General features: G+C 65.1%; 25 protein-coding genes and 1 pseudogene. 13 read left to right on the forward strand and 13 right to left on the reverse strand.

What is annotated here, in order from left to right; genetic code table 11:
- Nucleotides 1-26: 26 nt before the first annotated feature.
- Together NFL01S_RS05845 and NFL01S_RS05850 are read right to left on the reverse strand one after the other, a co-directional pair.
- On the reverse strand, nucleotides 27-230 hold the full coding sequence (locus NFL01S_RS05845) for a DUF397 domain-containing protein (RefSeq protein ID WP_062972162.1): 204 nt from the start codon (nucleotides 228-230) through the stop codon (nucleotides 27-29).
- Entirely contained in the window at nucleotides 227-1123 is an 897-nt protein-coding gene (locus NFL01S_RS05850) for a helix-turn-helix domain-containing protein (RefSeq protein ID WP_062972164.1), read from the reverse strand. The genes NFL01S_RS05845 and NFL01S_RS05850 overlap by 4 nt, the downstream gene beginning before the upstream one ends.
- Nucleotides 1124-1483: 360 nt before the next feature.
- On the opposite strand from NFL01S_RS05850, the gene NFL01S_RS35205 reads away from it, so the two are divergent.
- Genes NFL01S_RS35205 through NFL01S_RS05865 form a run of 3 tightly spaced genes read left to right on the forward strand, consistent with a single transcriptional unit; the run spans nucleotide 1484 to nucleotide 3038 of the window.
- On the forward strand, nucleotides 1484-1792 hold the full coding sequence (locus tag NFL01S_RS35205) for a hypothetical protein (protein WP_157116257.1): 309 nt from the start codon (nucleotides 1484-1486) through the stop codon (nucleotides 1790-1792).
- Nucleotides 1789-2142, forward strand: a complete 354-nt coding sequence (locus NFL01S_RS05860; RefSeq protein ID WP_062972168.1) for a hypothetical protein — start codon at nucleotides 1789-1791, stop codon at nucleotides 2140-2142. Before NFL01S_RS35205 ends, NFL01S_RS05860 begins: the two co-directional genes overlap by 4 nt.
- Nucleotides 2139-3038 (forward strand): NAD-dependent epimerase/dehydratase family protein, encoded by a 900-nt coding sequence (locus NFL01S_RS05865; RefSeq protein WP_062972170.1) that lies wholly within the window; start codon nucleotides 2139-2141, stop codon nucleotides 3036-3038. Before NFL01S_RS05860 ends, NFL01S_RS05865 begins: the two co-directional genes overlap by 4 nt.
- 281 nt (nucleotides 3039-3319) lie before the next feature.
- Here the strand turns inward: NFL01S_RS05865 and NFL01S_RS05870 are convergent, their stop codons facing one another.
- Nucleotides 3320-3766, reverse strand: coding sequence for a PIN domain-containing protein (locus NFL01S_RS05870; protein WP_062972172.1), 447 nt, complete (start codon nucleotides 3764-3766; stop codon nucleotides 3320-3322).
- Nucleotides 3763-3999, reverse strand: a complete 237-nt coding sequence (locus NFL01S_RS34165) for a CopG family ribbon-helix-helix protein (protein WP_168433877.1) — start codon at nucleotides 3997-3999, stop codon at nucleotides 3763-3765. Before NFL01S_RS34165 ends, NFL01S_RS05870 begins: the two co-directional genes overlap by 4 nt.
- 85 nt (nucleotides 4000-4084) lie before the next feature.
- Here NFL01S_RS34165 and NFL01S_RS35210 point away from each other — a divergent pair, with 85 nt between their 5' ends.
- The 3 genes from NFL01S_RS35210 to NFL01S_RS05880 all read left to right on the forward strand — a co-directional run bounded on the left by NFL01S_RS35210 (nucleotide 4085) and on the right by NFL01S_RS05880 (nucleotide 5339).
- Nucleotides 4085-4222, forward strand: a complete 138-nt coding sequence (locus tag NFL01S_RS35210) for a hypothetical protein (RefSeq protein ID WP_157116259.1) — start codon at nucleotides 4085-4087, stop codon at nucleotides 4220-4222.
- Nucleotides 4219-4851: a GyrI-like domain-containing protein gene (locus tag NFL01S_RS05875; protein WP_062972174.1), complete on the forward strand. Its 633-nt coding sequence runs from the start codon at nucleotides 4219-4221 to the stop codon at nucleotides 4849-4851. Before NFL01S_RS35210 ends, NFL01S_RS05875 begins: the two co-directional genes overlap by 4 nt.
- Before the next feature lie 104 nt (nucleotides 4852-4955).
- Nucleotides 4956-5339 (forward strand): MerR family transcriptional regulator, encoded by a 384-nt coding sequence (locus NFL01S_RS05880; protein ID WP_062972176.1) that lies wholly within the window; start codon nucleotides 4956-4958, stop codon nucleotides 5337-5339.
- 132 nt (nucleotides 5340-5471) lie between these two features.
- Here NFL01S_RS05880 and hsaB read toward each other — a convergent pair whose 3' ends face one another.
- The 4 genes from hsaB to hsaA all read right to left on the reverse strand — a co-directional run bounded on the left by hsaB (nucleotide 5472) and on the right by hsaA (nucleotide 9125).
- Nucleotides 5472-6089, reverse strand: coding sequence for a 3-hydroxy-9,10-secoandrosta-1,3,5(10)-triene-9,17-dione monooxygenase reductase subunit (gene hsaB / locus NFL01S_RS05885; RefSeq protein WP_062972178.1), 618 nt, complete (start codon nucleotides 6087-6089; stop codon nucleotides 5472-5474).
- A 92-nt stretch (nucleotides 6090-6181) separates the two neighbouring features.
- On the reverse strand, nucleotides 6182-7081 hold the full coding sequence (hsaC, locus tag NFL01S_RS05890; protein ID WP_062972180.1) for an iron-dependent extradiol dioxygenase HsaC: 900 nt from the start codon (nucleotides 7079-7081) through the stop codon (nucleotides 6182-6184).
- Nucleotides 7082-7083: 2 nt separating this feature from the next.
- On the reverse strand, nucleotides 7084-7962 hold the full coding sequence (hsaD, locus tag NFL01S_RS05895; protein WP_062972182.1) for a 4,5:9,10-diseco-3-hydroxy-5,9,17-trioxoandrosta-1(10),2-diene-4-oate hydrolase: 879 nt from the start codon (nucleotides 7960-7962) through the stop codon (nucleotides 7084-7086).
- The gene (gene hsaA, locus NFL01S_RS05900; protein WP_062972184.1) at nucleotides 7962-9125 is read right to left on the reverse strand and encodes a 3-hydroxy-9,10-secoandrosta-1,3,5(10)-triene-9,17-dione monooxygenase oxygenase subunit; all 1164 of its coding nucleotides are present in this window, start codon (nucleotides 9123-9125) and stop codon (nucleotides 7962-7964) included. Before hsaA ends, hsaD begins: the two co-directional genes overlap by 1 nt.
- Nucleotides 9126-9340: 215 nt before the next feature.
- Here hsaA and NFL01S_RS05905 point away from each other — a divergent pair, with 215 nt between their 5' ends.
- The 3 genes from NFL01S_RS05905 (at nucleotide 9341) to NFL01S_RS05915 (ending at nucleotide 12395) form a co-directional block, all read left to right on the forward strand.
- Nucleotides 9341-10549 (forward strand): 3-ketosteroid-9-alpha-monooxygenase, oxygenase component, encoded by a 1209-nt coding sequence (locus tag NFL01S_RS05905; RefSeq protein WP_062972186.1) that lies wholly within the window; start codon nucleotides 9341-9343, stop codon nucleotides 10547-10549.
- Between the two features lies 1 nt (nucleotide 10550).
- Complete coding sequence (locus tag NFL01S_RS05910) at nucleotides 10551-10880, forward strand: hypothetical protein (protein WP_062972188.1); 330 nt, start codon at nucleotides 10551-10553, stop codon at nucleotides 10878-10880.
- Between the two features lie 93 nt (nucleotides 10881-10973).
- Nucleotides 10974-12395 (forward strand): NHL repeat-containing protein, encoded by a 1422-nt coding sequence (locus NFL01S_RS05915; protein WP_062972190.1) that lies wholly within the window; start codon nucleotides 10974-10976, stop codon nucleotides 12393-12395.
- 259 nt (nucleotides 12396-12654) lie between these two features.
- Here NFL01S_RS05915 and NFL01S_RS05920 read toward each other — a convergent pair.
- A pseudogene (locus NFL01S_RS05920) lies at nucleotides 12655-13326 on the reverse strand (hypothetical protein); the annotation flags it as partial.
- 280 nt (nucleotides 13327-13606) lie between these two features.
- Nucleotides 13607-13876 carry a hypothetical protein gene (locus NFL01S_RS36750; RefSeq protein ID WP_245670546.1) on the reverse strand — a complete coding sequence of 90 codons (270 nt, stop codon included), beginning with the start codon at nucleotides 13874-13876 and terminating at the stop codon, nucleotides 13607-13609.
- 489 nt (nucleotides 13877-14365) lie between these two features.
- On the opposite strand from NFL01S_RS36750, the gene NFL01S_RS05930 reads away from it, so the two are divergent.
- Nucleotides 14366-15391: an aKG-HExxH-type peptide beta-hydroxylase gene (locus tag NFL01S_RS05930; protein WP_062972196.1), complete on the forward strand. Its 1026-nt coding sequence runs from the start codon at nucleotides 14366-14368 to the stop codon at nucleotides 15389-15391.
- A 49-nt stretch (nucleotides 15392-15440) separates the two neighbouring features.
- The gene (locus NFL01S_RS05935) at nucleotides 15441-16661 is read left to right on the forward strand and encodes an MFS transporter (protein ID WP_062972491.1); all 1221 of its coding nucleotides are present in this window, start codon (nucleotides 15441-15443) and stop codon (nucleotides 16659-16661) included.
- Nucleotides 16662-16705: 44 nt separating this feature from the next.
- On the opposite strand, the gene NFL01S_RS05940 is transcribed toward NFL01S_RS05935, so the two are convergent.
- Together NFL01S_RS05940 and rsgA are read right to left on the reverse strand one after the other, a co-directional pair.
- On the reverse strand, nucleotides 16706-17992 hold the full coding sequence (locus tag NFL01S_RS05940; RefSeq protein WP_062972198.1) for a DUF4241 domain-containing protein: 1287 nt from the start codon (nucleotides 17990-17992) through the stop codon (nucleotides 16706-16708).
- Between the two features lie 170 nt (nucleotides 17993-18162).
- Nucleotides 18163-19338 (reverse strand): ribosome small subunit-dependent GTPase A, encoded by a 1176-nt coding sequence (rsgA, locus tag NFL01S_RS05945; protein ID WP_084492431.1) that lies wholly within the window; start codon nucleotides 19336-19338, stop codon nucleotides 18163-18165.
- Nucleotides 19339-19612: 274 nt separating this feature from the next.
- Here rsgA and NFL01S_RS05950 point away from each other — a divergent pair, with 274 nt between their 5' ends.
- Together NFL01S_RS05950 and NFL01S_RS05955 are read left to right on the forward strand one after the other, a co-directional pair.
- Entirely contained in the window at nucleotides 19613-19867 is a 255-nt protein-coding gene (locus NFL01S_RS05950) for a type II toxin-antitoxin system Phd/YefM family antitoxin (RefSeq protein ID WP_062972493.1), read from the forward strand.
- On the forward strand, nucleotides 19864-20238 hold the full coding sequence (locus tag NFL01S_RS05955; RefSeq protein WP_062972200.1) for a type II toxin-antitoxin system VapC family toxin: 375 nt from the start codon (nucleotides 19864-19866) through the stop codon (nucleotides 20236-20238). Before NFL01S_RS05950 ends, NFL01S_RS05955 begins: the two co-directional genes overlap by 4 nt.
- Before the next feature lie 108 nt (nucleotides 20239-20346).
- On the opposite strand, the gene NFL01S_RS05960 is transcribed toward NFL01S_RS05955, so the two are convergent.
- The gene (locus NFL01S_RS05960; RefSeq protein WP_062972202.1) at nucleotides 20347-21399 is read right to left on the reverse strand and encodes an acyl-CoA dehydrogenase family protein; all 1053 of its coding nucleotides are present in this window, start codon (nucleotides 21397-21399) and stop codon (nucleotides 20347-20349) included.
- Between the last annotated feature and the right edge of the window lie 73 nt (nucleotides 21400-21472).

Below are 21472 nucleotides of genomic sequence, written 5' to 3' on the forward strand. Positions count from 1 at the left end.
GCCACCAAAATGCCTGTGAAAACAGGTCAGACGGAAGAACCTGTTTGCCGGACCCCCGCCGTGAACGCCGCCCACACCTCGGGAGCGAAGTCCAGTTCACCACTCGCCGGGTTCTTCGAGTCGCGTACACCGATCCTGCCGTCCCGCAACCATGCCGCCTCGACACATTCGGTCTGACCGCTGCTGTGGCTGCTCTTGAACCAGCCAACCTCGGAGGTTTCGAAACTCATGCCGGGTAACTCCTTGCTGCCTGCCTGAGCAGCTCGCGTGATCGAGCTTCGTCGAGAGCTGCTTGTCGAACTTCCGAAGCGATTTCAGTGTAGCGGCGGACATCATCGGGACTTTCTAGGTACAGGTCGGGCTTTCCAGCGCCCTCGAAGTACACCAACGGCGGTTCTGCCGGGATTCCTTTGGGGTCGTGTCCGAAGTCCAGGATCATGAACGCACCGTGTAACAAGCCATGGGCGCACCCGCCCGAAAAAGGGTGTATCCGCAGGCTGACGTTCGGCCGTTTGCTCAGTTCTGCCAGGTGGTGCAGCTGTGTAGCCATTATCTGGGATGACCCGATCCGACGATGAAGCGCTGATTCGTGCAAGAGAACGTCTAGTTCTACCGGTGCGGTGCGACGCGTCAGTATGGTCTGTCGCCTGATCCTGAGGTCCAGTCGGCGGTCTAGATCGTCGCTGTCGTGATCCTTGTAGAAGGAGTGGATCAATGCCCGCGCGTAGTCCCGGGTCTGCAGAAGGCCGGGCACGATCTCGTTATAGACCACCATCCTTTGTGCGATGGTCTCGAGTTCGACGTACATGTTGAACGTCGGATCGCTGTAGAGCCCGGCAAACGCCGTGTACCACGACGTCACCTTCGCCTGTTCCGCCAGGTCGAGCGCGCGCAGCGTCTCGTCCCCGGCCACCTCGTAGAGCTCACACAGCGCGCGCACGTCGATCGCGCGGATCTTCTTGGTGCGCGCGGTTTCGATGCGTTGTAGCGCTGCCTGACTCAATTCCGCCAGCGCGGCGGCTTTCGCCAGGCTCAGCCCGATCGCCTCGCGGTGTTCGCGCAGGAATCGACCCAGCTGCCGTCTGGGCAGGGTCGATGGGTCGGCCCCCTCGTCACTGGTCATACCGGTCCCTCCATCCGAACCGAAAACGAATCATTTGATACCCCGAAATCGAATCGATTCCGAATCGGGTTCGAATCACACTCTGGGGCTGAGCGCCAATGTGGTTCGAGATACCCGATTCGGCTTGGACCAGCGTATATCTCGTGTTCTCCTGGGGTCAGCCGTTCGGATGAGCTGGTGACCGGCCGGCCCGATTCCGAACCCGCACCGTCGCACCGTGGTTGGCGGCCAGGGGCCGGTTCGCGGCTCGTTGCCGCATGCCGATTCGTCTTTCTTCCATTACCCGTTCCGGGAGGAACAATGCTGTCCACACCTGTCCACAGGCCGCCCGCTCGGGCGGGATCACCCGCTCTCGGGTTCGTGCGGTCGGAGATATCGGCTCACCACGCACCCCGTCATGGTCGCGAGATCCAGCGGTATGCCCGCGAATCCGGGTACCACTACCTCTCCACTGTCGTGCCGCCGCCGGGAAAACCGAACCCGCTGACCCATATCCGCGCCCGCGCCACCGAACTCGGCGCCGAGGTGATCATCGCGTTCGACCTCGCCCACGTCGACAACCAGCCGCACCTGTTCTGCGACCTCGGCTACCAGCTCGAAACCGTATGCCCGCACCTGGTGTGGACACCCAGCGTCCCACCGGCCGCGAAAGGAGCCGCCGCGTTATGAGCATCTGGAACGTCCTGCACTCGATTGCCCTGACCGTGATCCTGTCCAGTATCGCGGCCACCGTTCTCGGTTGCGCCTGGCCCACTGATCCATCGCGATCCCTCGAACGACTTCACCAACGACCCCATCGCCCGCACCGGCCGATCATCGGCGCGATCCCCAAGCCCATCGCCTGGACCTGTGAGCTTCCGGGGGTGCCGCTCGATCTCGACGACGCCCACAGCGCCATGCGCCGCCACCGCACCCACGACTGTCCCCGCAGACGCGCCGCCTACGCCACGCTCGTTGCCCACGGCTGCCTCGTCCCCGATTCCTCCCGTCGTGCCTACCGGCAGAAAGCCTGGTCATGAACCATGTCGTCGTCACCGGCGGCGCGGGTTTCCTCGGCTCGCACCTGTGCCGCGCCCTGCTCGATCGCGGCGACCGGGTCACCGCCATCGACAATCTCAGTACCGGCCGGATCGCTGCCGTCGCCGATCTCACCGATCGTCCGCGCTTCGCATTGCGTATCGCCGACACCGCCGATATCGGTACATTCGCCGACCTGGGTACCGTCACCCATATTGCCCATCTCGCCGGCCCCGGCAGCCCGGCCGCGGCCGCCCGCGCATCGGCCGCCACGCTCCGCGCCGCCGTCACCGGCACACTCGCCGCCCTCGATGTCGCCGCCGCGCACCATGCCCGCATCGTCCTCGTCACCGGGTGCAGTCCGCATCGCATCGCACCGGCCGGCATCGGAGAATCCGAGACGCCCTCGGTACACGAGGCCGCGAACCTGCTCATCGAGACAGCAACCCGCAATTACCGCGACACCCACACCGCAATCGTGCGGCCCTTCGAGGTCTACGGCCCGCAGCTCCGGCCCGGCGACGGCCGCATCACCGCCCACCTCTGTGCCGCCGCACTACGTGACCAGACAATCCACCTCACCGACCCCGGCACCCGCGCTTTCGTCTACATCGCCGACGCGATCGAATGCCTGTCCGCCATCCTCGACTCCGATATACCCGGCCCGATAGATATCGCGGGACCGCCAGCGTCGATCGCCGATTTCGGCCGTACCGCATGCGAACTGGCCGGACGCGGCTGGGTCGAATTCGCCCCCGCCCGAACCGCCACCGCGACTCGCCCGCCGAACCTCACCCGCACGCGTGCCCAGCTCGGCTGGTTTCCCACCACTGCACTACACACCGGTATTCACCACACCCTCGGCTGGATGCGCGCCACACTGCTCACGTGCCGGTAGGACAGTTGCTTCTCGGAAAGTCTGCCACCGTACGGGCTACGCCACCGGCGTCTCGATGAGCTCGCTCGCCGCCACTCGACCGACAAGTCCTAGGCGGACACCGCTAAGCCTCCTGCCCCCGAGATCATTGCACGCGAGATCGCCGAAGACCTGACGGCGGCCCTGGCGGAGTACGAAGCGGTCGCGGCGGCGTTGGAGCAGAAAAGGGGGCGGCAGGGGCTTCGGACTGATCGAAATTCGCGGTTAGTAGATAGCTGCCCGGGTGGTTTCGGGATGTGGTTTCAGGGGGAGTCGTCGGTTGGCAAGATCTCGAAGTAGTTGTGCCTGTCCAGTGGCGATAAGCGACGGAAGTCGCTGTCGTCCAGGGTGAAGATTCGGTTTGTGTCGTACCGCGCGGCGAGAACTACGCCGAGGGCGTCGGCGAGATCGAGTTCCATATCTGCGTACTTGTCCCGGATATCTGCGGCTTGGGTGAAGTCGTCCAGGCCGAGGGGAGCAAACTCGTCGTACGACTTGGTCACTCTGTCGACCAGCGCTCGGAGTGCGGCCTGCGCGATGGAGAAGTTCTTGGTGCGGGCGCGGATCAAGTGGTCGAGCTCGGTCATGACCAGTGGGGAGTAGATGAAGTCTCGGCCGGCGGCGTTGAAGAATTCCGCACACCGCTCATGGTCGGGGTCGCGGCGCGCGAATACCGCCATGAGGGCCGACGTGTCTGCGACGATGATCATCGCTTGCCGGCTCGCCGCTCCATGGATTCGACCATGGCTTGCTTCTGCTCCGCACGGCTCATCGGTTCCATATCGAACGTCGGCAGTGGTGGTGGGCACTCCTGGCGCTTGACGTATTCCTCGACAGCCTCAGCGATGATCTCGGACCGGGATCGGTGCATCTTGTGACGCAGCCGTTCGAGCCGATTCAGGGTGGTCGGCGTAAGCGATACACTTACTTGGCGTGTGGTCATGTATACATGATACATGACGCCCGTGGTGTTCTCGGCCGCCCGATTCAGGACGAGAACTGGCCTGAAGGACCGCTACCTTGGTGTTGTGACGGAAGCCGCAGAAACCGTACCCGCGCGCCCGGATCCGGACGTCACCTACTACGAACTGGTACCCGACCGCGAGCCGGGGCATCCGCTGGACAGCGACCGCTATCCACGGGCCGGATCCGGGGTCGAGCGATGACCGAGAAGATCGACTTCAAGAAGACCCTCGACGCCTACCAGGCGAAACGGGACCGTTTCCGGATCGTGGACGTTCCCGGGTTGCAGTACCTCATGATCGACGGTCACGGCGACCCCAACACCTCGCCGGTGTTCACCGAAGCGGTCGAAGCGCTCTATCCGGTGGCCTACAAGCTGAAGTTCGCCAGTAAACGCGACCTCGGCCGCGATTACGTCGTGATGCCGCTGGAGGGTCTGTGGTGGGCCGACGATATGGATTCCTTCACGGCGGCGCGGGACAAGTCACGGTGGAATTGGACGCTGATGATCATGGTTCCGGACTGGACGGACGCGGATATGTTCACCGCTGCCGTGGAGCAGGCAGGCGCGAAGAACCGTCCGGTACGCCTCGACGATGTGCGGCTGGAGTCGTTGTCCGAGGGGGCTTGTGTACAGACCTTGCATATCGGCTCCTTCGACGACGAGGCTGCCTTGCTCGCCCGTATGCATCACGAGTTCATCCCGGACAACGGACTGCGAATGACCGGTAATCATCACGAGATCTATCTCAGTGATTTCCGCCGGGTCGCGCCGGAGAAACAGCGCACGATCCTCCGGCAACCGGTCGTCGCCGCCGACTCGGACCGGTAGTCCGGCGCCCTGACTATCGCTCGTCGACCACGGTGAGACCTATGTCGCGGCTTCCGGCGGGCCGGGTAGTCGGTGTAACCCTCCGGGCCGCCCACGTACATCAAATGTGCCGCGCGTACCTCGTTGAGGGGTGCGCCGATACGCAGACGCCGGACCAGGTCAGGGTTGGCGAGGAGCAGCGACTGCTGACAGCGGATCGCACGCCGGGCGGGCATCGCGACTACCCGGAACGAGCGGTGGATCGCGTGATCCACATCCAGGAACTGTTTGCGGCCGGCCTGTGCAGTAAGAAGATCGTGCAGATCCTGCCCTGCCTGCGCGATACCGACGGCGGCGCGAACGAATCGGCGACGCCCGATCTGGTCGGCGAGCTGGAAGTGGAACGTGATCGGATCAACCGGATGATCGCCGACCTCGTCCGATCGCGTGAGGTGCTCGACGAGGTGATCGAGCGGGCCGGGGCGAGCTTCGCTCCCGTGCCGGTCTGACCCCGAAACCGGACGTGCGATGTCGAGCCGCACGTCGACGAGCTGCCGCGACTGTTGCGCCACCGCTGCCCGACCCGCGTGGCTGGCTGTATTCCGGTGAAGGGCTGTCTACTCGGAAAGAGAGCCGGGGCTTCAGAGCCAGGTGTCGAGGGTGGTGGTGGTGAGGAAATCGTCGAGGTCTGCTCGCCAGGGGGCCGGGGTGGTCTTATCCGGTTCGATGGCGGTGTACTGGCCGCGGTAGAACAGCAGTGGGCGGCCGTTCTTCGTCGCGGCGGTTTCCGTCATGGCCAGGACCCGGCCGATCACGACGTAGTGATCGCCGCCGTCCACCACGCGGTCCACCGCGCATTCGATGGTGGCCAGCGAGTTGTCGAGCCGGGGGAGACCGAGTTCGGACGTGTGCCAATCGGTTCCGGCGAACTTATCCGGTTCGCGAGAACCGAATCGGGCGCAGACCGGCTGCTGTTCCTCGGCCAGGACGTTGGCGCAGAACCGGCCGTTGGCCTCGATCGCGGCCCAGGAACGAGAGCCTTTGGTCGGGCAGAACAGAACCAGCGGCGGATCGAGGGAGAGCGACGCGAAGGACTGGCAGGCGAATCCGACCGGGGTGTTGTCGTCGGTGAAGGTGGTGATCACCGTGATCCCGGTGCAGAACTGCCCGATGGTATTGCGGAACTGCCGGGGGTCGATGGTGGGCTCGGCTGCCTCGGGGGCGCCGTCCGCCGGATCCGCTGATGCCGTCACGTTCATACCGTCCTTGCTGGTTCACGAAAGCTGCCGGCGGGCGGACCGCCGGATTGCGGCCGGCCCGGGGCGAGTATCGCACCCGGGCCGGCCGTAGATCACTTGAATCCCACGGAGAAGTCGTGTCCCCACAGGCTCACCGCGGTGGATTCGCGGGCGATCCAGCTGTGATCGTCGACTTCCAGTCCTTCACAGCCGAATTCGATATCGAATCCGCCGGGGGTCTTCATATAGAACGACAGCATCTTGTCGTTGATATGCCGGCCCAGGGTCGCCGACATCTTCACCTTCTTGCGCTGCGCGCGATCCAGGCAGAGACCGACATCGTCGGAGTTCTCCACCTCGACCATGAGGTGCACGATGCCGGTCGGGTTGGGCAGCGGCAGGAACGCCAGCGCATGATGGCGCGGGTTGCAGCCGTAGAACCGGAGCCACGCCGGATCCCCGTCCTCCGGGCGACCCACCATCTGCGGTGGCAGCCGCATGGAATCGCGCAGCCGGAAACCGAGGACATCCTGGTAGAACGCCTGTGCGGCCGCATCGTCGGTGCAGGTCAGGACGACGTGTCCGAGGCCCTGCTCCGCGGTGACGAACTTGTGGCCGTAGGGGCTGACGAACCGGCGGCCGAGGTACTGCGCACCGTAGAACGCCTCGAGGGTGTTGTCGGAGGGATCCTGGAACCGGATCATGCCCTCGACGCGGCGCTCGTCCAGTTCCTCCTTGGTGCCCTCGGTGTAGGCGATGCCTTCCTTTTCGAGGGTTTCCCGGAGCCGCTGCAGCGCGGGCCCGTCGGTGACCTCCCAGCCGGAGACCAGCAACCGGTCCTTGTCGCCGGGCACGATCACCAGACGAGCGGCGAAATCGTCCATGCGCAGATAGAGCGCATCGGGATTCGCGCCGGAGCCTTCCATCATGCCCAGCACTTTCAGCCCGTACTCGCGCCAAGCCGCCATATCGGTGGCTTCGATCCGCATATAGCCGAGTGCCTTGATACTCATCGTCATTTCTCCCTGACGCCGAGCAGGAAATCGGTGGCGAGCCGGTTGAATTCGGCGAATTTCTCGAGTTGGGCCCAATGCCCGCAGCCGCCGAAGACATGCAGCTGTGCGCGCGGGATGTTCTTGAGCGCGACCAGCGCGCCGTCGAGCGGATTCACCCGGTCTTCCCGGCCCCAGATGAGCAGAACCGGTTGACGCAGCTTGTAGGCGTCGCGCCAGAGCATGCCCTTCTCGAAATCCGCGCTCGCGAAGGATTTACCCATGGCGCGTGTGGCGGCCAGCGCCTCGGGCGTGCTCGCCGAGGCGAATCGCTCCTCGATCAGTTCGTCGGTGACCAGGGACTGATCGAACACCATGATCCGCAGGAACGCTTCGAGGTTTTCCCGGGACGGTTCCATATTGAACTTGCCGAGCAGTTTGACGCCCTCGGTGGGGTCGGCCGCGAACAGGTTCGTGCTCAGGCCACCAGGCCCCATCAGGATCAGTTTCCCGGCCCGGTCGGGGTAGTCGAGCGCGAACCGTACCGCCGCGCCGCCGCCGAGCGAATTGCCCAGCAGATGAACGCGTTCGGTGATCTCCAGGGTATCCAGCAGATCCTTCAGCGCCGACGCGCTGTGCACGAAGTACTGCGGATGCTCGGTGGGCTTGTCGGACTGCCCGTATCCGGGCTGGTCCACGGCGATCACATGGAAATCGCGGGCCAGCACCGGGATGTTGCGGGAGAAGTTCGACCACGACGAAGCACCCGGACCGCCGCCGTGCAGCAGCACGATGGTGGGGCCGTTGCCGACACCGGCCTCGTGATAGTGCAGTTTCAGATCCGGCCGGACCTGCGCGGACTTCGAGGTGGACTCGTAGGTGAGTTCGGCGGTCGAGGTCATCACACCATCCCGTCCGAAACCGGCAGACCGAACTCGTGGGTGCCGTACATGAGGTAGGCGCGCTCCGGATCGTTGGAGGCGTGCACCCGGCCGGCGTGCGCGTCGCGCCAGAACCGCTGCAGCGGGGTGCCGTTGACCAGTGCGGTGGCGCCGGAGCTCTCGAACAGTTTGTCGATCGAGGCGATGGCCCGGCCGGTCGCGCGGACCTGGTCGCGGCGGGCGCGCACCCGCAGGTCGAACGGGATTTCCTTACCTTCGAGCAGCAGCGCGTATTCGTCGGCGACATTGCCCGACAGCTGACGCCATGCGGCGTCGATATCACTGGACGCCTCGGCGATCCGCACTTTGGTGAACGGATCCTCCTTGGCCTTCTCACCGGCGTAGGCCGCGCGGACACGCTTGCCCTGGTGCTCTACATGCGCTTCGTAGGCGCCGTAGGCCATACCGACGATCGGCGCGGAGATGGTGGTGGGGTGGATGGTGCCCCACGGCATTTTGTAGACCGGATCGGTGTTGCGCTCCAGGCCCGGCGACGTCAGGTCGTTCATGGTCTTGTAGCTCAGGAACCGGTGCGTGGGCACGAAGACGTCCTTCACCACGAGAGTGTTGGACCCGGTGCCGCGCAGCCCGACCACGTTCCAGACATCGTCGATCTCGTATTCCGAGCGCGGGATCAGGAAGCTGCCGAAATCGACCGGCTTGCCGTTCTTGATCACCGGCCCGCCGACGAAGGTCCAGTCGGCGTGGCCCGAGCCCGACGACCAGGCCCAGGACCCGCTGACCTGGTAGCCGCCGTCGACCACGGTGCCCGCACCCATCGGCGCGTAGGAGGAGGAGATCCGCACATCGGTGTTCTCGCCCCACACCTCTTCCTGGGCTTCCTGGCCGAAGAGGGCCAGATGCCAGTTGTGCACGCCGATGATCCCGGCCACCCAGCCGGTGGAACCGCAGGCGCTGGCGATCTTGCGGACCGTGTCGTAGAAGACGACCGGGTCGGCCGCCAGTCCGCCCCACTGCTTGGGCTGCAACAGCCGGAAGAAACCGGCTTCCTGCAGGTCCTTGATGGATTCGTCGGGAATCTGCCGAAGGTCTTCGGCTTCCTGTGCGCGGGCGCGCAGCGTGGGCAATAGCGCTTCGACCCGTTCGGTCACTTCTCGCGTCATCTCCGGCCCTGCTCCTGCCTGGTTGTTTTGCTAACCGGTAGTTATCTGCTCAGCGCAGAATTTATCTCTGAGACTAGAACAGGTTCTTGTTCATGTCGAGAACCGGTGTTGGTGTGCTGCCGATATGGGACTTGTGCTGGATGTCATGCGAATAAGCTGGCGTTCCAGGCGCCAGTTTTGTAACGTGTTCTAGTACAGCAGGAGGAGGAATCGCGATGGCAGTAACCCCGGCAAGCGGTGGTGCGAAGGTGCGGGAGCTCGACGTCGGTTCGACCCCCACCCGGTACGCGCGCGGATGGCATTGCCTGGGCCTGGCGCAGAATTTCCGGGACGGCAAACCGCATTCGGTGCAAGCATTCGGCACCAAACTGGTGATCTGGGCCGACAGCGCCGGCGACTTGCATGTACTCGACGCGTTCTGCCGCCATATGGGCGGAGATCTGAGTATGGGCGAGGTCAAGGGCAACGATATCGCCTGCCCGTTCCACGACTGGCGGTGGGGCGCGAACGGCAAATGCACGTCCATTCCCTACGCCCGGCGGGTTCCGCCGCTGGCCCGGACGCGGCGCTGGACCACCCTGGAACGTAACGGCCAGCTCTTCGTCTGGCACGACCACGAAGGCAACGAACCGCCGCCCGAGGTCACCATCCCCTACATCGAGGGCCCCTACACCGATGCGGACGGGAACCCGAAGGAGGAACTCGACAGCGGCTGGACGCAGTGGACCTGGAACTCGTTGCTGATCGAGGGCGCGAACTGCCGCGAGATCATCGACAACGTGGTGGATATGGCCCACTTCTTCTATATCCACTACGCCTTCCCCACCTACTTCAAGAACGTTTTCGAGGGGCATGTCGCCACTCAGTTCCTGGAGACCAAGGGGCGTCCCGACATCGGAATGGGCGCCAAATACGCCGGTGATCAGCTCCTGAAATCGGAGGCCTCGTACTTCGGGCCGTCCTACATGATCAACCCGCTGGTCAACAGCTACGGTGGCTACGAGATCACGGTCAACCTGATCAACTGCCACTACCCGGTCTCGCAGGATTCGTTCATGCTGCAGTGGGGTCTGACCGTCGAGAAGCCCAAGGGGCTCGACGACGACACCGCGCAGAAACTGGCGATGACCATGGCCGATTTCTTCGGCGACGGCTTCCTGCAGGACGTGGAGATCTGGAAGCACAAGTCCAAGGTCGAGAACCCGCTGCTCTGCGAAGAGGACGGGCCGGTCTATCAGCTGCGTCGCTGGTACGAGCAGTTCTACGTCGACGCCGCGGATGTGACCGAGAAGATGACCCAGCGCTTCGAGTTCGAGGTCGATACGACCAAGGCGAACGAGGCCTGGGAAGCCGAGGTCGAGGAGAATCTGCGGCGTAAGCGCGAAGAAGAGGCTGCCGCGGACCAAGCGGAGGCGGGAGTCTGACATGCCCAGCTGGGCGAAAGCACCCGACTTCGCCGACCAGCCCGCGCGGCGGGACGCGGTGCGGGCCCAGACGGTCGTGGACCGGGAACGATACCTGGAGGAAGGCCTGACACCGCTGCGGTGTCAGGCCTGCCATACCGAGGTACTGGTTCGGAAGAGCAGTTCCCGGCAGACCTCCGTGCAGTGGACCGGCGATCCGGCGTCCCAGTGCCCGGTCTTCGCCGAGATCAGCGCCAAAGGGCGCGGTCCGGGGCGCCCGGACACCTGCGAACGGTTGCAGAAAACCATCAAATGGGCCGTCGACGAGGGCGTGCTCGACGTCCCCGAGTAGCGGTCCGCCGGTGCGTCGGCCCCCTTCTGTCCGGGCGGGAACGAGATGACTCGATTCCGCCCGAACTAGAACGGGTTTCATTAATATTCCGCCATGCGTACAGCTCGTTCCATCGTGCGAGCGCTGCCGGTGCTCGCCGCCGCGCTCGCACTGACCGCGGTGCCGTCGAGTGCCACACCGAGCTGGGGTCCACTGGGTCCGGCGAATCCATATCTCGGCCCGCTCGGCACCGCGACCATGCACGGTGACGCCGGCTCCTCGGACGTCACCCCACTCGCCGGACCGGGTACGGACCGGGTGGCGCCCGCCGGTGACCCGATGGCGGCGGCCTGCCCCACGATTCTGCAAGGGTCGGACGGGATGATCGTCGCGCTGTGCACGGCGATCATCGACCGAGCCCCGACCGTCTACCTGTTCGATCCCGCGAAAGGGCCTATCGGCCCACCCGCCGCGAAAATGAGTCTCACCAAGGGCAGCCTGCTGGGCGGCGTGTACGCCTACCTCGACAACGAGAACCGTTTGGTGGTGGTCGACGGGGAGCGGCGGCTGCTGCGGATTGCGCACAATCGCGACGCCTCGGGTAAATGGGGACTGACGGTAGCCGAGAACACCGACCTGACCGCGGCGATACCGGAGGGCGACGCAGTCACCGGCCTCGTCCCGGATTGGTCGGGCAACGTCTGGTTCGCCACCGGCGCGGGACTGGTCGGCAAGGTCGGGCGCAACGGTGCGGTGACCACCCATCAGTTGCCGGCCGGTGAGCGAGTGGCCAACAGTATCTCGGCGTCACCCGACGGCGTGGCCGTCGCAACCACCCATGCCCTGTACGAATTCGCGGCGGGCGGATCCGGCGCGCCGACAGTGAAGTGGCGCGCCTCCTACGATCGCGGCCCGGCCCGGAAACCGGGCCAGCTCAGCTGGGGCACCGGCTCGACACCCACCTACTTCGGGCCCGGTGACGGCACCGAATACCTCACGATCGTCGACAATGCCGACGACCAGGTCCATCTGCTGATCTACCGCGCCGGCACCGGCGAACTCGTCTGCAACCAGCCGGTGCTCACCGAAGGCGGCCCCGGCAGCGAGAATTCGCCCATCGGTATCGGCCGCTCGGTGTTCGTGGCGAGCACCTACGGCTACCCGTACCCGACGGTCCCCGGCGACGCGGGCCTCGCCGAACCCGCCATCGCGCCGTTCTCCGGGGGAATGACGCGTGTCGATATCGACGACCAGGGCTGCCACACCGTCTGGGAAAACGATGTCCGCAGCGCCGCGGTGCCGAAACTGTCTGCCGCGGACGGCAATATCTACACCGTCCTCCGGCTCGGCCTAGGCCTGACCACCCCGCTGGACGGCTACGCCTACGGCGTCATCGATCCGGCCACCGGTGCGGTGACCGCGAAACAACCGATGTCGGCCACCATCATCGCCGACACCTTGCAGATGGCCGGTCTGACAACGACCGACGGCGAACTGTGGCAGGGCACCATCACCGGCATCATGCGCATCCGGTGAGCCCGTCCCTGCCGCAGCCGGTGGATTGTGTCGCCCCTGGGCAGACTCGACCACGTGGTGCGGTGACGCGCCCTCGCCAGGTGGTCGGTTCGACGGGGACATATCGAACACACCCGTGGACGCCGTACTACCGCGGTGCGGGTGGATTCGACAGGTAGTCGATCTCCTGCCGCTGGATCCGTGGATCAGGGGTATAGCCGATATCGCAGTATCCGTCCCAGCTCACCAACTGTGCTCCGGGATCTGCCGGGCCATGCTCTCACCCCATCGGTACGGGTTGCGGGTCGTGTTCTCCCGCGACTATCAAGACGGGCGGCGTGCCTTCCACTGGAGTCGGACCGGGTGGGTTCGTGCCCGGGATCGGCAAGCCGAAACAGCCGATCTGCACATCCCATGCCTCCACATGGCCGCGCGTGGTCGGCGCGGCGCGCACGGCGGTGTCGATCCGGGGGTCCAGGTCGGGGTAACCCCGGACGTCGGTTGGATAGCCGAGACAGGTGATGGCCCGATACGCCGCCTGTGCAGGACTGGTGAAGGGCGACTTCGCGAACTCCACGGCATCACCCCTATCGGCAGCCTCGATCGCCTGTGCCAGGTCCGGCCAATTCTCCCGGAAAACCACCAATTGATAGGCGCCCATACCGATCTCGGTGGCCGTGAACCCATCGGCGTCGTCGGTGGCCGGGATCGGATGCTGTTCCACTCGATCGAGCAGCCCTCCGTAGACGGCTCGGACATCACGATCGTGGAGTGCGCAGGTGGTGTCGTACCGGCACCACTCGGCAAAGCCACCGAATACCTCCTCCGAGCTGTGGACCTGATCGGCTGCCAGCCGGCGCGCCGGCAGATCGTGATCCAGTAGTCCATCGCGCACCATCGCCCGGAGATTCTCGGGATACAAGTGTGCATACGTGGCGCCGAGCATCGTTCCGTAGGAGAAACCGGGTCAATTCATTGCACCGATATCGAGTGCCCGCCGGACCGCTTCCAGAGCCTGTGCCGCACTGACGGTGTCGACATGCTTAGTAACGGGCCGGTAGCGCGTCGACAGGCCGCATCAACGGTTCGGTTGTGGGCGCCAAGCGCATCGAATCCCGTCCTGCCGCTTGGAAATTCGGTGACCTCCGGATCCAGCGGCGGCGCCGGACAGCTGATCGCCGGGCGGCTTTCGCCGACGCCGCGCGGATCCGCGCCGATGATGTCGAACCGGCTCAGCAGTTCAGCGGGGAACAGGTCCGGGGAGCTCCGTTCCGGACCACCGACACGGCCGAGCTGCCCGGTCCACCCGGATTGAAGAACAGGGCACCGATCCGCTGGCCCGGATCCGCGGCCAGACGGTGGGCGAGGGCGATCCGGTCGCCGTCGGTGGCGCCCCAGTCCAGTGGTACCTGTAACGAACCGCACTCGGCACCATGCTCCCCGTACGGCTGCCAGGTGGGCGCGGCAAGCTGTACCGCGGCAACCGGATCGTCGAGCGGCACCGTCGTCCGGTTGCATGCGCCGATCGGCCAGATCGCGACCGCATTGCGGCAGCCGCAATACCTCCGAGAACCGGCCGCATGAATGCCTCGCAATACTTCCGCTGGGTTGCTGCCACCGTATTTCCCGTAATGCATAGTGCCGTGGCGATTTCGGGTTCGAAATACCAGAGAATTTCGAGTAGCGACCTGTTCTCGCTCGTCCGTACACCTCGAAGAACCGAATTTACTTACACTTGAGATCACCTGGTGGTGAATGCGCACTCGAGGCCCGCCCGCCACCGACTCCGTTGCTCAACAAACGGTAAAACGTGATGAGGACCCCGTGCGTCTCCCGCCCTCGCGTAGGACGATCGAGTTCCGTTCAAAGGCCAACCATTTGGAGGATGTCATGGGTGCTTCGTTCAACAATCTGCCTACGTCACCGCTCGATTCGATCCAGAATGCTGCGCAGTTCGGCGTCTGGGGCGTCGCAGAGGATCACACCGCGTAGTGACCAGTACTGCTGCGGCAGTAGAGTCCGGGTACGGGATATTCGGCGCCCAGCCGGATCCCGCCCGGGCTCGACTGCTGCGAACCACAGTGAATACGCAACTGCGGGATAGCCTGCAAGCGGCTACCGATGCCGCCGCCACGGTACTTCCCAAGCAGTCTGCGGCAGCCCGGTCGGCCGCCGATGCGCTCGATTTCGACCGACGTATCGCGCCGGTGATATTCAGCCTGCACCGGCAGATCTCCTCCGGAGTACGCGATCAGGACGTTACGCAAGTCGCCATCGGCCTGTCCAGGCTGCGAATCCACCGCGATCGCGACGAGCTGTACGCGGATAGATTCGAATTATCGCCGTTGCAATGGGACGAATGCGATTTCGAAACGGCGCGATACCTCTACAGCCCGCTGGGTCCGCGCGAGGCGGGTGACCGGTTCGGCGAGATGCTTCCGCTCCCGCCCGACCGATTCGACGAGTACGCCGACACGGTGAACCAGGCGCTGGACTTGATCCGTATATCGGACCTGGACATGTATGGCGAGATCCATGAGCTTGTTGCCGAAATCCGGCTCTTCGAGGGCGGTGCCCTGCGTGCCGTATCTTCGCCGCGCAGTTTCGGCCTCATGCATCTGTCCCCACCCATCAGCCCCACCGAGATCGCCGATCCAACGACGTGTTTCGTCGAACGCATCGTGCACGAGGCGTCCCATATCGCACTGAATGCGGCGATGATCGTCGACCCGCTCGTCCTGAACGATCCGGCCGATCGTTTCACATCGCCGCTGCGTCCCGATCCGCGCCCGATGTCGGGTATCTACCATGCCGCATTCGTGCTCAGCCGAGTCGTCCACGTTCTGGACCGGATGCATGCACACTACGACCCGCCAACCCTCACGGCCACTTTCGATCTCATGAACGCGAAGTTCGCCGAAACCCACCAGGTGGTTCTCGACCACGCGCAGCTCTCTGCTGTCGGTCGCGAAGTCCTGGACTCCTGCGCGGCATTGGTCGCCGCAGCGACGAGCTGAACCACGATGTGGCAACATCCACAGGAGTGACATGCCCGAGGTGAACTCGATGAGCTCGCCTCCGAAGGCGCCCGAACGCATCGGTGTTTTCGCCACGCTCCGAAGCACTCCCGCCCCGGTTCGGTATCTGCTCTCCGGTTCGATGGTCAACCAGCTCGGTGCCTTCGTGCAGGGGTTTCTCGTGCTGTATCTCGCGCAGCACGGCTACTCCCTGAGTCAGGCCGGCATTGCGCTGACCGTATACAGCGCGGGTGCCGTCGCCGGCACCATGGCCTGGGGTGAGTTCACCCACCGGCTCGGCCCCCGAACCACGATTGTCACCGGCATGATCGCGTCGGCGGGAATTCTGGCGGTGATTCCCGTAGTAAGCACCACCGGCAGGTTGCCACCGCTGCTCGGAGTGATCGCTCTGGCCGGGTTCGCCGGTCCGTCCTACCGACCCGCGGCCGCGGTGATGCTCAGTGAGCTCATGCCGGCCGAGCATCGCGTCATGGCGTTTTCCATGCAGCGGATCGCTTTCAATATCGGGGCGGCGGTCAGCCCGCTCATTGCGGGAGTCCTCATTCTCGTCGACTGGAATCTGCTGTTCTGGTTCGACGCGATCACCGCCGTATTGTTCGCCGTGATCGCGGCGCGGATGCTGCCCGCCACGCCGGCGGCCGCCTGCACGGAGGCGACCGAGCCGGTTCCGCACTCCGGAGCTCGCGCGATACTTCGCGACCGCCATTTCCTGCTGTTCCTGATATCGATGTTGATCACCGCGGTGATCTGGGTGCAGATCTTTTCCACCCTGCCGCTGAGCATGGCCGCGCAGGGCTACTCGACCGCCTTCTACAGCGTGATCCTGACGATCGGCTCGGCCGTGCTGGTCCTGTTCGAACTGAAGATCACCACCTACGTCAAAGACTGGGACCCGGGCACGGCTGCCGTCATCGGCGCCGTCGGCCTCGGCCTCGGCCTGACCGGATATGCGCTGGGCGGGTACGGTGGTGCCACGATTGTGGTCGCTTCCGTCGTGATCGTGGCCGGCCTGATGATCCTTGGTCCCACCACGTTCGCTTACCCGTCCACATTCCCTCCCGCGGTCCGGGCCCGGTACATAGCCGCCCACCAGACCACATTCGGGTTGGGGCAGGCACTCGGGCCTACGGTCGGAGTGCTGACCTGGACCACGGTCGGCGCCGGCATCTGGCCGATCTGCGGCGCTCTCGGCCTCCTCGCCGCGCTGTTCGCATGGAAGGGATTACGGCCGGTCCTCGACAGCCGGTGATCAGCGCATACAGACCGCGACGTCGATGCCGAGGTCCGGTCGTTTCAGCGGTTCCGCAGGGCCAGGGTGAGCATGTCTGTCACAAAGCAGACGACCGCGCCCCCCTCGTTACGTCCGACCCAGGTCGGGTAGCTGCCGTCACCGAGCGGACAGTGATAGGGAACCAGGTCCAGCCCTTCCCCGAGCGGGAACTCCACCTTGGGTTCCGCATACATACAGGCCAACATCTGCGTCGACCACGTCCCGAAGTCCTGGGCGGCTTCGTCGAGTAGCGGCAGGGCTTCGGGCGAGGTGAAACAACCCTGTCCACCGTCGACAGAGAATCCGTAGTACTGGCCGTCGCCCAGCACCCGAATATCCTCGCCCGGACGGAGAGCCGGCTCCCAGTCGGTAACTTCGTCCTCCGATATCTGGAGTATGTATGCTTCCCCGCTCTTGGGGGGCAACGCCGCTTCGACCTTCTCGATGGACGATCCGAAACGATCGGCGAGAGCTGACAGATAGTCCAGATATTGTTGCCTACGTTCGGCATCGGTCTGTCGAGCATCGAGTATCGAGATCGCGAATACGGGATATCGGCCAGGGAACGCCTGGGCGGTGAAGGGTTGTGCGCGATTGCCGGACCAGGCTGGCTCAAAGGCCACAACCTGCCCCGACGGCAGGGAAATCGAGCCCAGTCGCCGATATTCTGTGGTCAAGAGGTCGTTTTCGTGAACGAATTCGGTTCCTTCGGCCATCAGGGAATCGAGATAGGGCGGTGGCTGTAGCGGGGTCGGCGGACGCCATGGCGCTGGTACCGTCGTGGGATCGTGGGCTTGCGGTGCATCGATCACCACAACGGGTGAGGAGTCGGCGTGCTCGGGCACGGCCCACGACCAATCGCCGAATACTGGAGCCTCCCGCCACTGTCCGAAGACATCCTCCTGCCCGGAGCTGTGCTGGGCGGAGCCATCCGGCCAGCGTTGATGAACGGTCCTCCAGCCGTCGACCGAGAACTCTGAACTCTTGTGCTCGACGCCTTGTTCACCTTCTCGCTGGTCGGCGGGGTACAGCCAACGATGTTCGGCAATGGTGAACAGCCTGTTCGGCTCAAGCCGGCGAAACTCCGTCAGTGTGTCCCGCCGGGCCATATCGTCGAGTGTCCACAGCGCGAGGTAGTACTGGGACCAGGCGATATCGATCACGATCCGCGGGGTGTCGCCAACCGATAGAACGACCGAGTACTGCTCGTCCACGCGGTCCCGGCGCTGCGCTTCGTCAGGATGTAGTTGCCCCACCAGGCGTTGCGAGCTGCTGTCCCATCCTTCGCAATACACCGCCTTCCATTTCACTGCTGCACCCTCTCCTCCCGGACCACCCGATCCGCTCGGGTTGGGAACCTGAAGTATCCCGGGCGGGGTAACAGCCCACAAACGGTACTGCCTGAGACCACGCAAACTTTGCTACCGGTGAAGGTTTCGCGGTGTGACGAACCGGGCCGGGTGGGCTCGATCCCGGGTCGTCATCGACGCAGATCGGCGTCTTCATAATTCTCGAAGCCGGTCTTGCATGCTCCTGCCGGACTTGGACCGGCGGCCACAGGGAGGGTTTCTGTGGCCGCCGCGCGAAGTAGTCGTGTCCGATTATCCGGGGTCAGCGGTTTGCCGCGTTCCCGGTACATGCGGCGCTGCTGTTTGGTGATACTGCGCCAGGCCTCGTCGCGTTCGGCCTGTAGCCGTTTATCGGTGCGGGCCTGCAACCAGGCGTTTTCCCGGGCCAGTTTGCGGTAGCTGTGCAGGCGGCGCGGGGTGAGGATGCCGGAGTCGACCGCCTCGCGGACTGCGCAACCTGGTTCGCGGTCGTGTGCGCAGTCGTCGAAGCGGCATGCGCCGGCCAGTTCTTCGATATCGCTGAAGGTCCGGCCGATGCCTTCGGCGGCGTCCCATACACCTACGCCTCGGAGCCCTGGAGTGTCGATGAGTGTGCCGCCGCCCGGAAGCGGGCGCAGTTCCCGGTGCACCGTGGTGTGCCGGCCCTTCTTGTCGGTGCCGCGTACCTGATTCGTGGCGAACACTTCCGCACCCAGCAGGGCATTGGCCAGCGTGGACTTCCCGGCGCCGGACGGCCCCAGCAGTGCGACGGTGCCGTCCAGTACTGCGGTGAGCACGTCGAGTCCGGCGCCGGTGTCCGCGCTGACGGCCAGGACCGCCGCGCCCGGCGCTACCGCGCGGACCTCGTCGAGCGGTACGTCTTCCGCCGCATCGGCCTTGGTGAGCACGACGACCGGCTGGGCGCCGCCCTCCCAGACCAGGGCCAGCATGCGTTCGATCCGTGCCAGGTCCACGTCGCCGTCGGCGGCCGTGCAGATCAGCACGGTGTCGACATTGGCGGCGAGGACCTGGCGCTCGGAGCGCCCGGAGGCCGACGAGCGGGCGAGCGCCGAACGCCGCGGCAGCAGGGTCCGGACATGGGACCGGGCATCGAGGACCACCCAGTCGCCGGTGCACAGGCCACTGACCTCGGAATCGGCGCGTGGGCAGGTGGCACGGGCGGGACCGTCCGGGGTGACCACATCGCATTCGCCGCGGTCCATCCGCACGATGCGGGCGGGGGTGAAACCGGGATCGAGATACGGCAGATATTCCTTAGCGACGCTTTCGGTCCAGCCGTAGGGGATGAGCAGGTCGTAGTCGACCATTGTGGAGAAATCCTTCGTCGGGCGCCGAACCCGACCGGGTTCAGCGAGGGAGGTTCAGGGTGGAGAACGCTGCGGCACGGACCGGCACGGTCCGCCGCGGCACGACAATCCGACCGACCGTCACGCTCTCCACCTCCCTCACGACTCGCTGTTGTTCCGACACACTGCCACGGCGCCACCGCCCACGCAACGGAATATCGCCCGACCGATCGGTTCGGCGACGCTGCCCGCACCCGAGAAGGTGGGCTAACATCTTAGCTAAGGAGGTTTGGGCATGGCCGCCAACGCAGCAGAGCAGTTCAATATCCACGAGGCGAAGACGAACCTGTCGCGCATCGTGGAACGCGTCGAACGGGGCGAGGAGATCGTGATCAGCCGGGCCGGTCATCCGGTGGCCAAGGTGGTTCCCCTGGTGCGGCGGGTGAACCGCACTGCCCGGGGTTCGTTGCGTGGAATCGACCTCGGGCAGGACTGGGACTCCGACGAGACCAACGCCGCGATTGCGGACGATTTCGGCATGCCCCGATGAGCTTGCTGCTCGACACTCATGTAGTGCTGTGGTGGCTCACCGATGACGCGAGCTTATCGGGCGAACTGAAAGATCGGCTCGACCACGATCCGGACGTATTCGTCAGCGTCGTCTCCATATGGGAGGTTTCGATAAAGCAGGCCGCCGGAAAACTCGGCGGCCCGCTCGATATGCCCGAGCGTATTCGCGACAGCGGTCTGGTGACGCTCGAGATCAGCTCCGGCCATGCCATCGCAGCCGGGCGGCTTCCGCTGATCCACCGCGATCCGTTCGACCGGATGCTGGTGGCTCAGGCGATCGCGGAGGGGCTGACGCTGGTCACGCGGGATCCGTGGTGCCACAAATACGAGGTTCCGATCCTGGGGGTCTGACGGTAGTTGCTGGACACTGCCGAGAACCCGGTGTCACCGGCGCGGTCCTCGCCCCCACCCGGCCGGGGCGTAGCCCGGATCCGGTGATGCGCGAACGGCCGCGGCACGTCAGCTGTGGATCACCGGCCGTTCCGGGGTGCCGAAGAGTTGGGCGTCGCCGTGGGCGCGTTTGAAGTACAGGTGCGCGTCGTGTTCCCAGGTAATGGCGATACCGCCGTGCAACTGGATGGTTTCGGCAGCGATCGTGGAGAACGCTTCGCTGCACTGACGGCGGGCGACCCAGACATCCTCGGCCGCCGATGGGCTGTCCTCGGCCAGGGCGATGGCGGCGGTCAGGGCGGTCGATTTGGCGGATTCGGCCAGGACGTACATATCGGCCATCCGGTGCTTGAGGGCTTGGAAGCTGCCGATGACCCGGCCGAACTGCACCCGCGACTTGGTGTATTCCACCGTCGCCTCCAGGCAGTATTCGGCCGCCCCGACCTGTTCGGCGGCCAGCGCCGCCCAGGCGATCTGCCGGAGCCGGTCGATTATCGGAGCAGGGTCACCGGTGCCGAGCCGGCGGGCCGCGGCGCCGGTGAAGGTGATCTCGGACAGCGCCCGGGACGGGTCCATGGCCGCCACCTTCCGGCGCTCGACCCCGGCGGTTGCCGGGTCCACTTCGAACAGGCCGCTGTCCGTGATCACGATCAGGGTGTCGGCGATGGTGCCGTCGAGGACATAGTGCGCGGTGCCGTGCAGGGTTTCCCCGTCGGCCGCCACTCCGAACTCGTCCCAGCCCGCGGCGCCGGCCCAGCAGACGGCGAGGGTGCGGCTGCCTTCGGCAATACCGGGAAGCAGCCGCTCACAGGCTTCGCCGTCGCCGGACAGCAGTACGGCCTGCGCGCCCAGGACCGCCGAACCGAGCATCGGCACATCGGCGAGGGTCCGGCCGAGTTCACCCACCACCAGCAAGGATTCGGGGAGTCCGGCGCCGAAGCCGCCATACTCCTCGGGAATTGCCAGTGCGGCCACCCCGACCTGTTCGCACAGCTGCGCCCACAGTTGCGGGTCGTAGCCGAGGTCGGTGTCCATGGCCCGGCGAATCCCCGCCCGGGCATCGCGTTTGGCCAGCAGTCCCCGGACCGCCGACACCAGCTCCCGCTGTTCCTCGCTGATCATCTCTTCTCCCGTAGGTCTGACGGACGGATGCCGAGGCGCCTACGTCCGGTTGTTGCCACTGTCTGCCGGTTCT

Origin of the sequence: Nocardia flavorosea NBRC 108225 (assembly GCF_001613385.1) — a bacterium.
GTDB lineage: Bacteria > Actinomycetota > Actinomycetes > Mycobacteriales > Mycobacteriaceae > Nocardia > Nocardia flavorosea.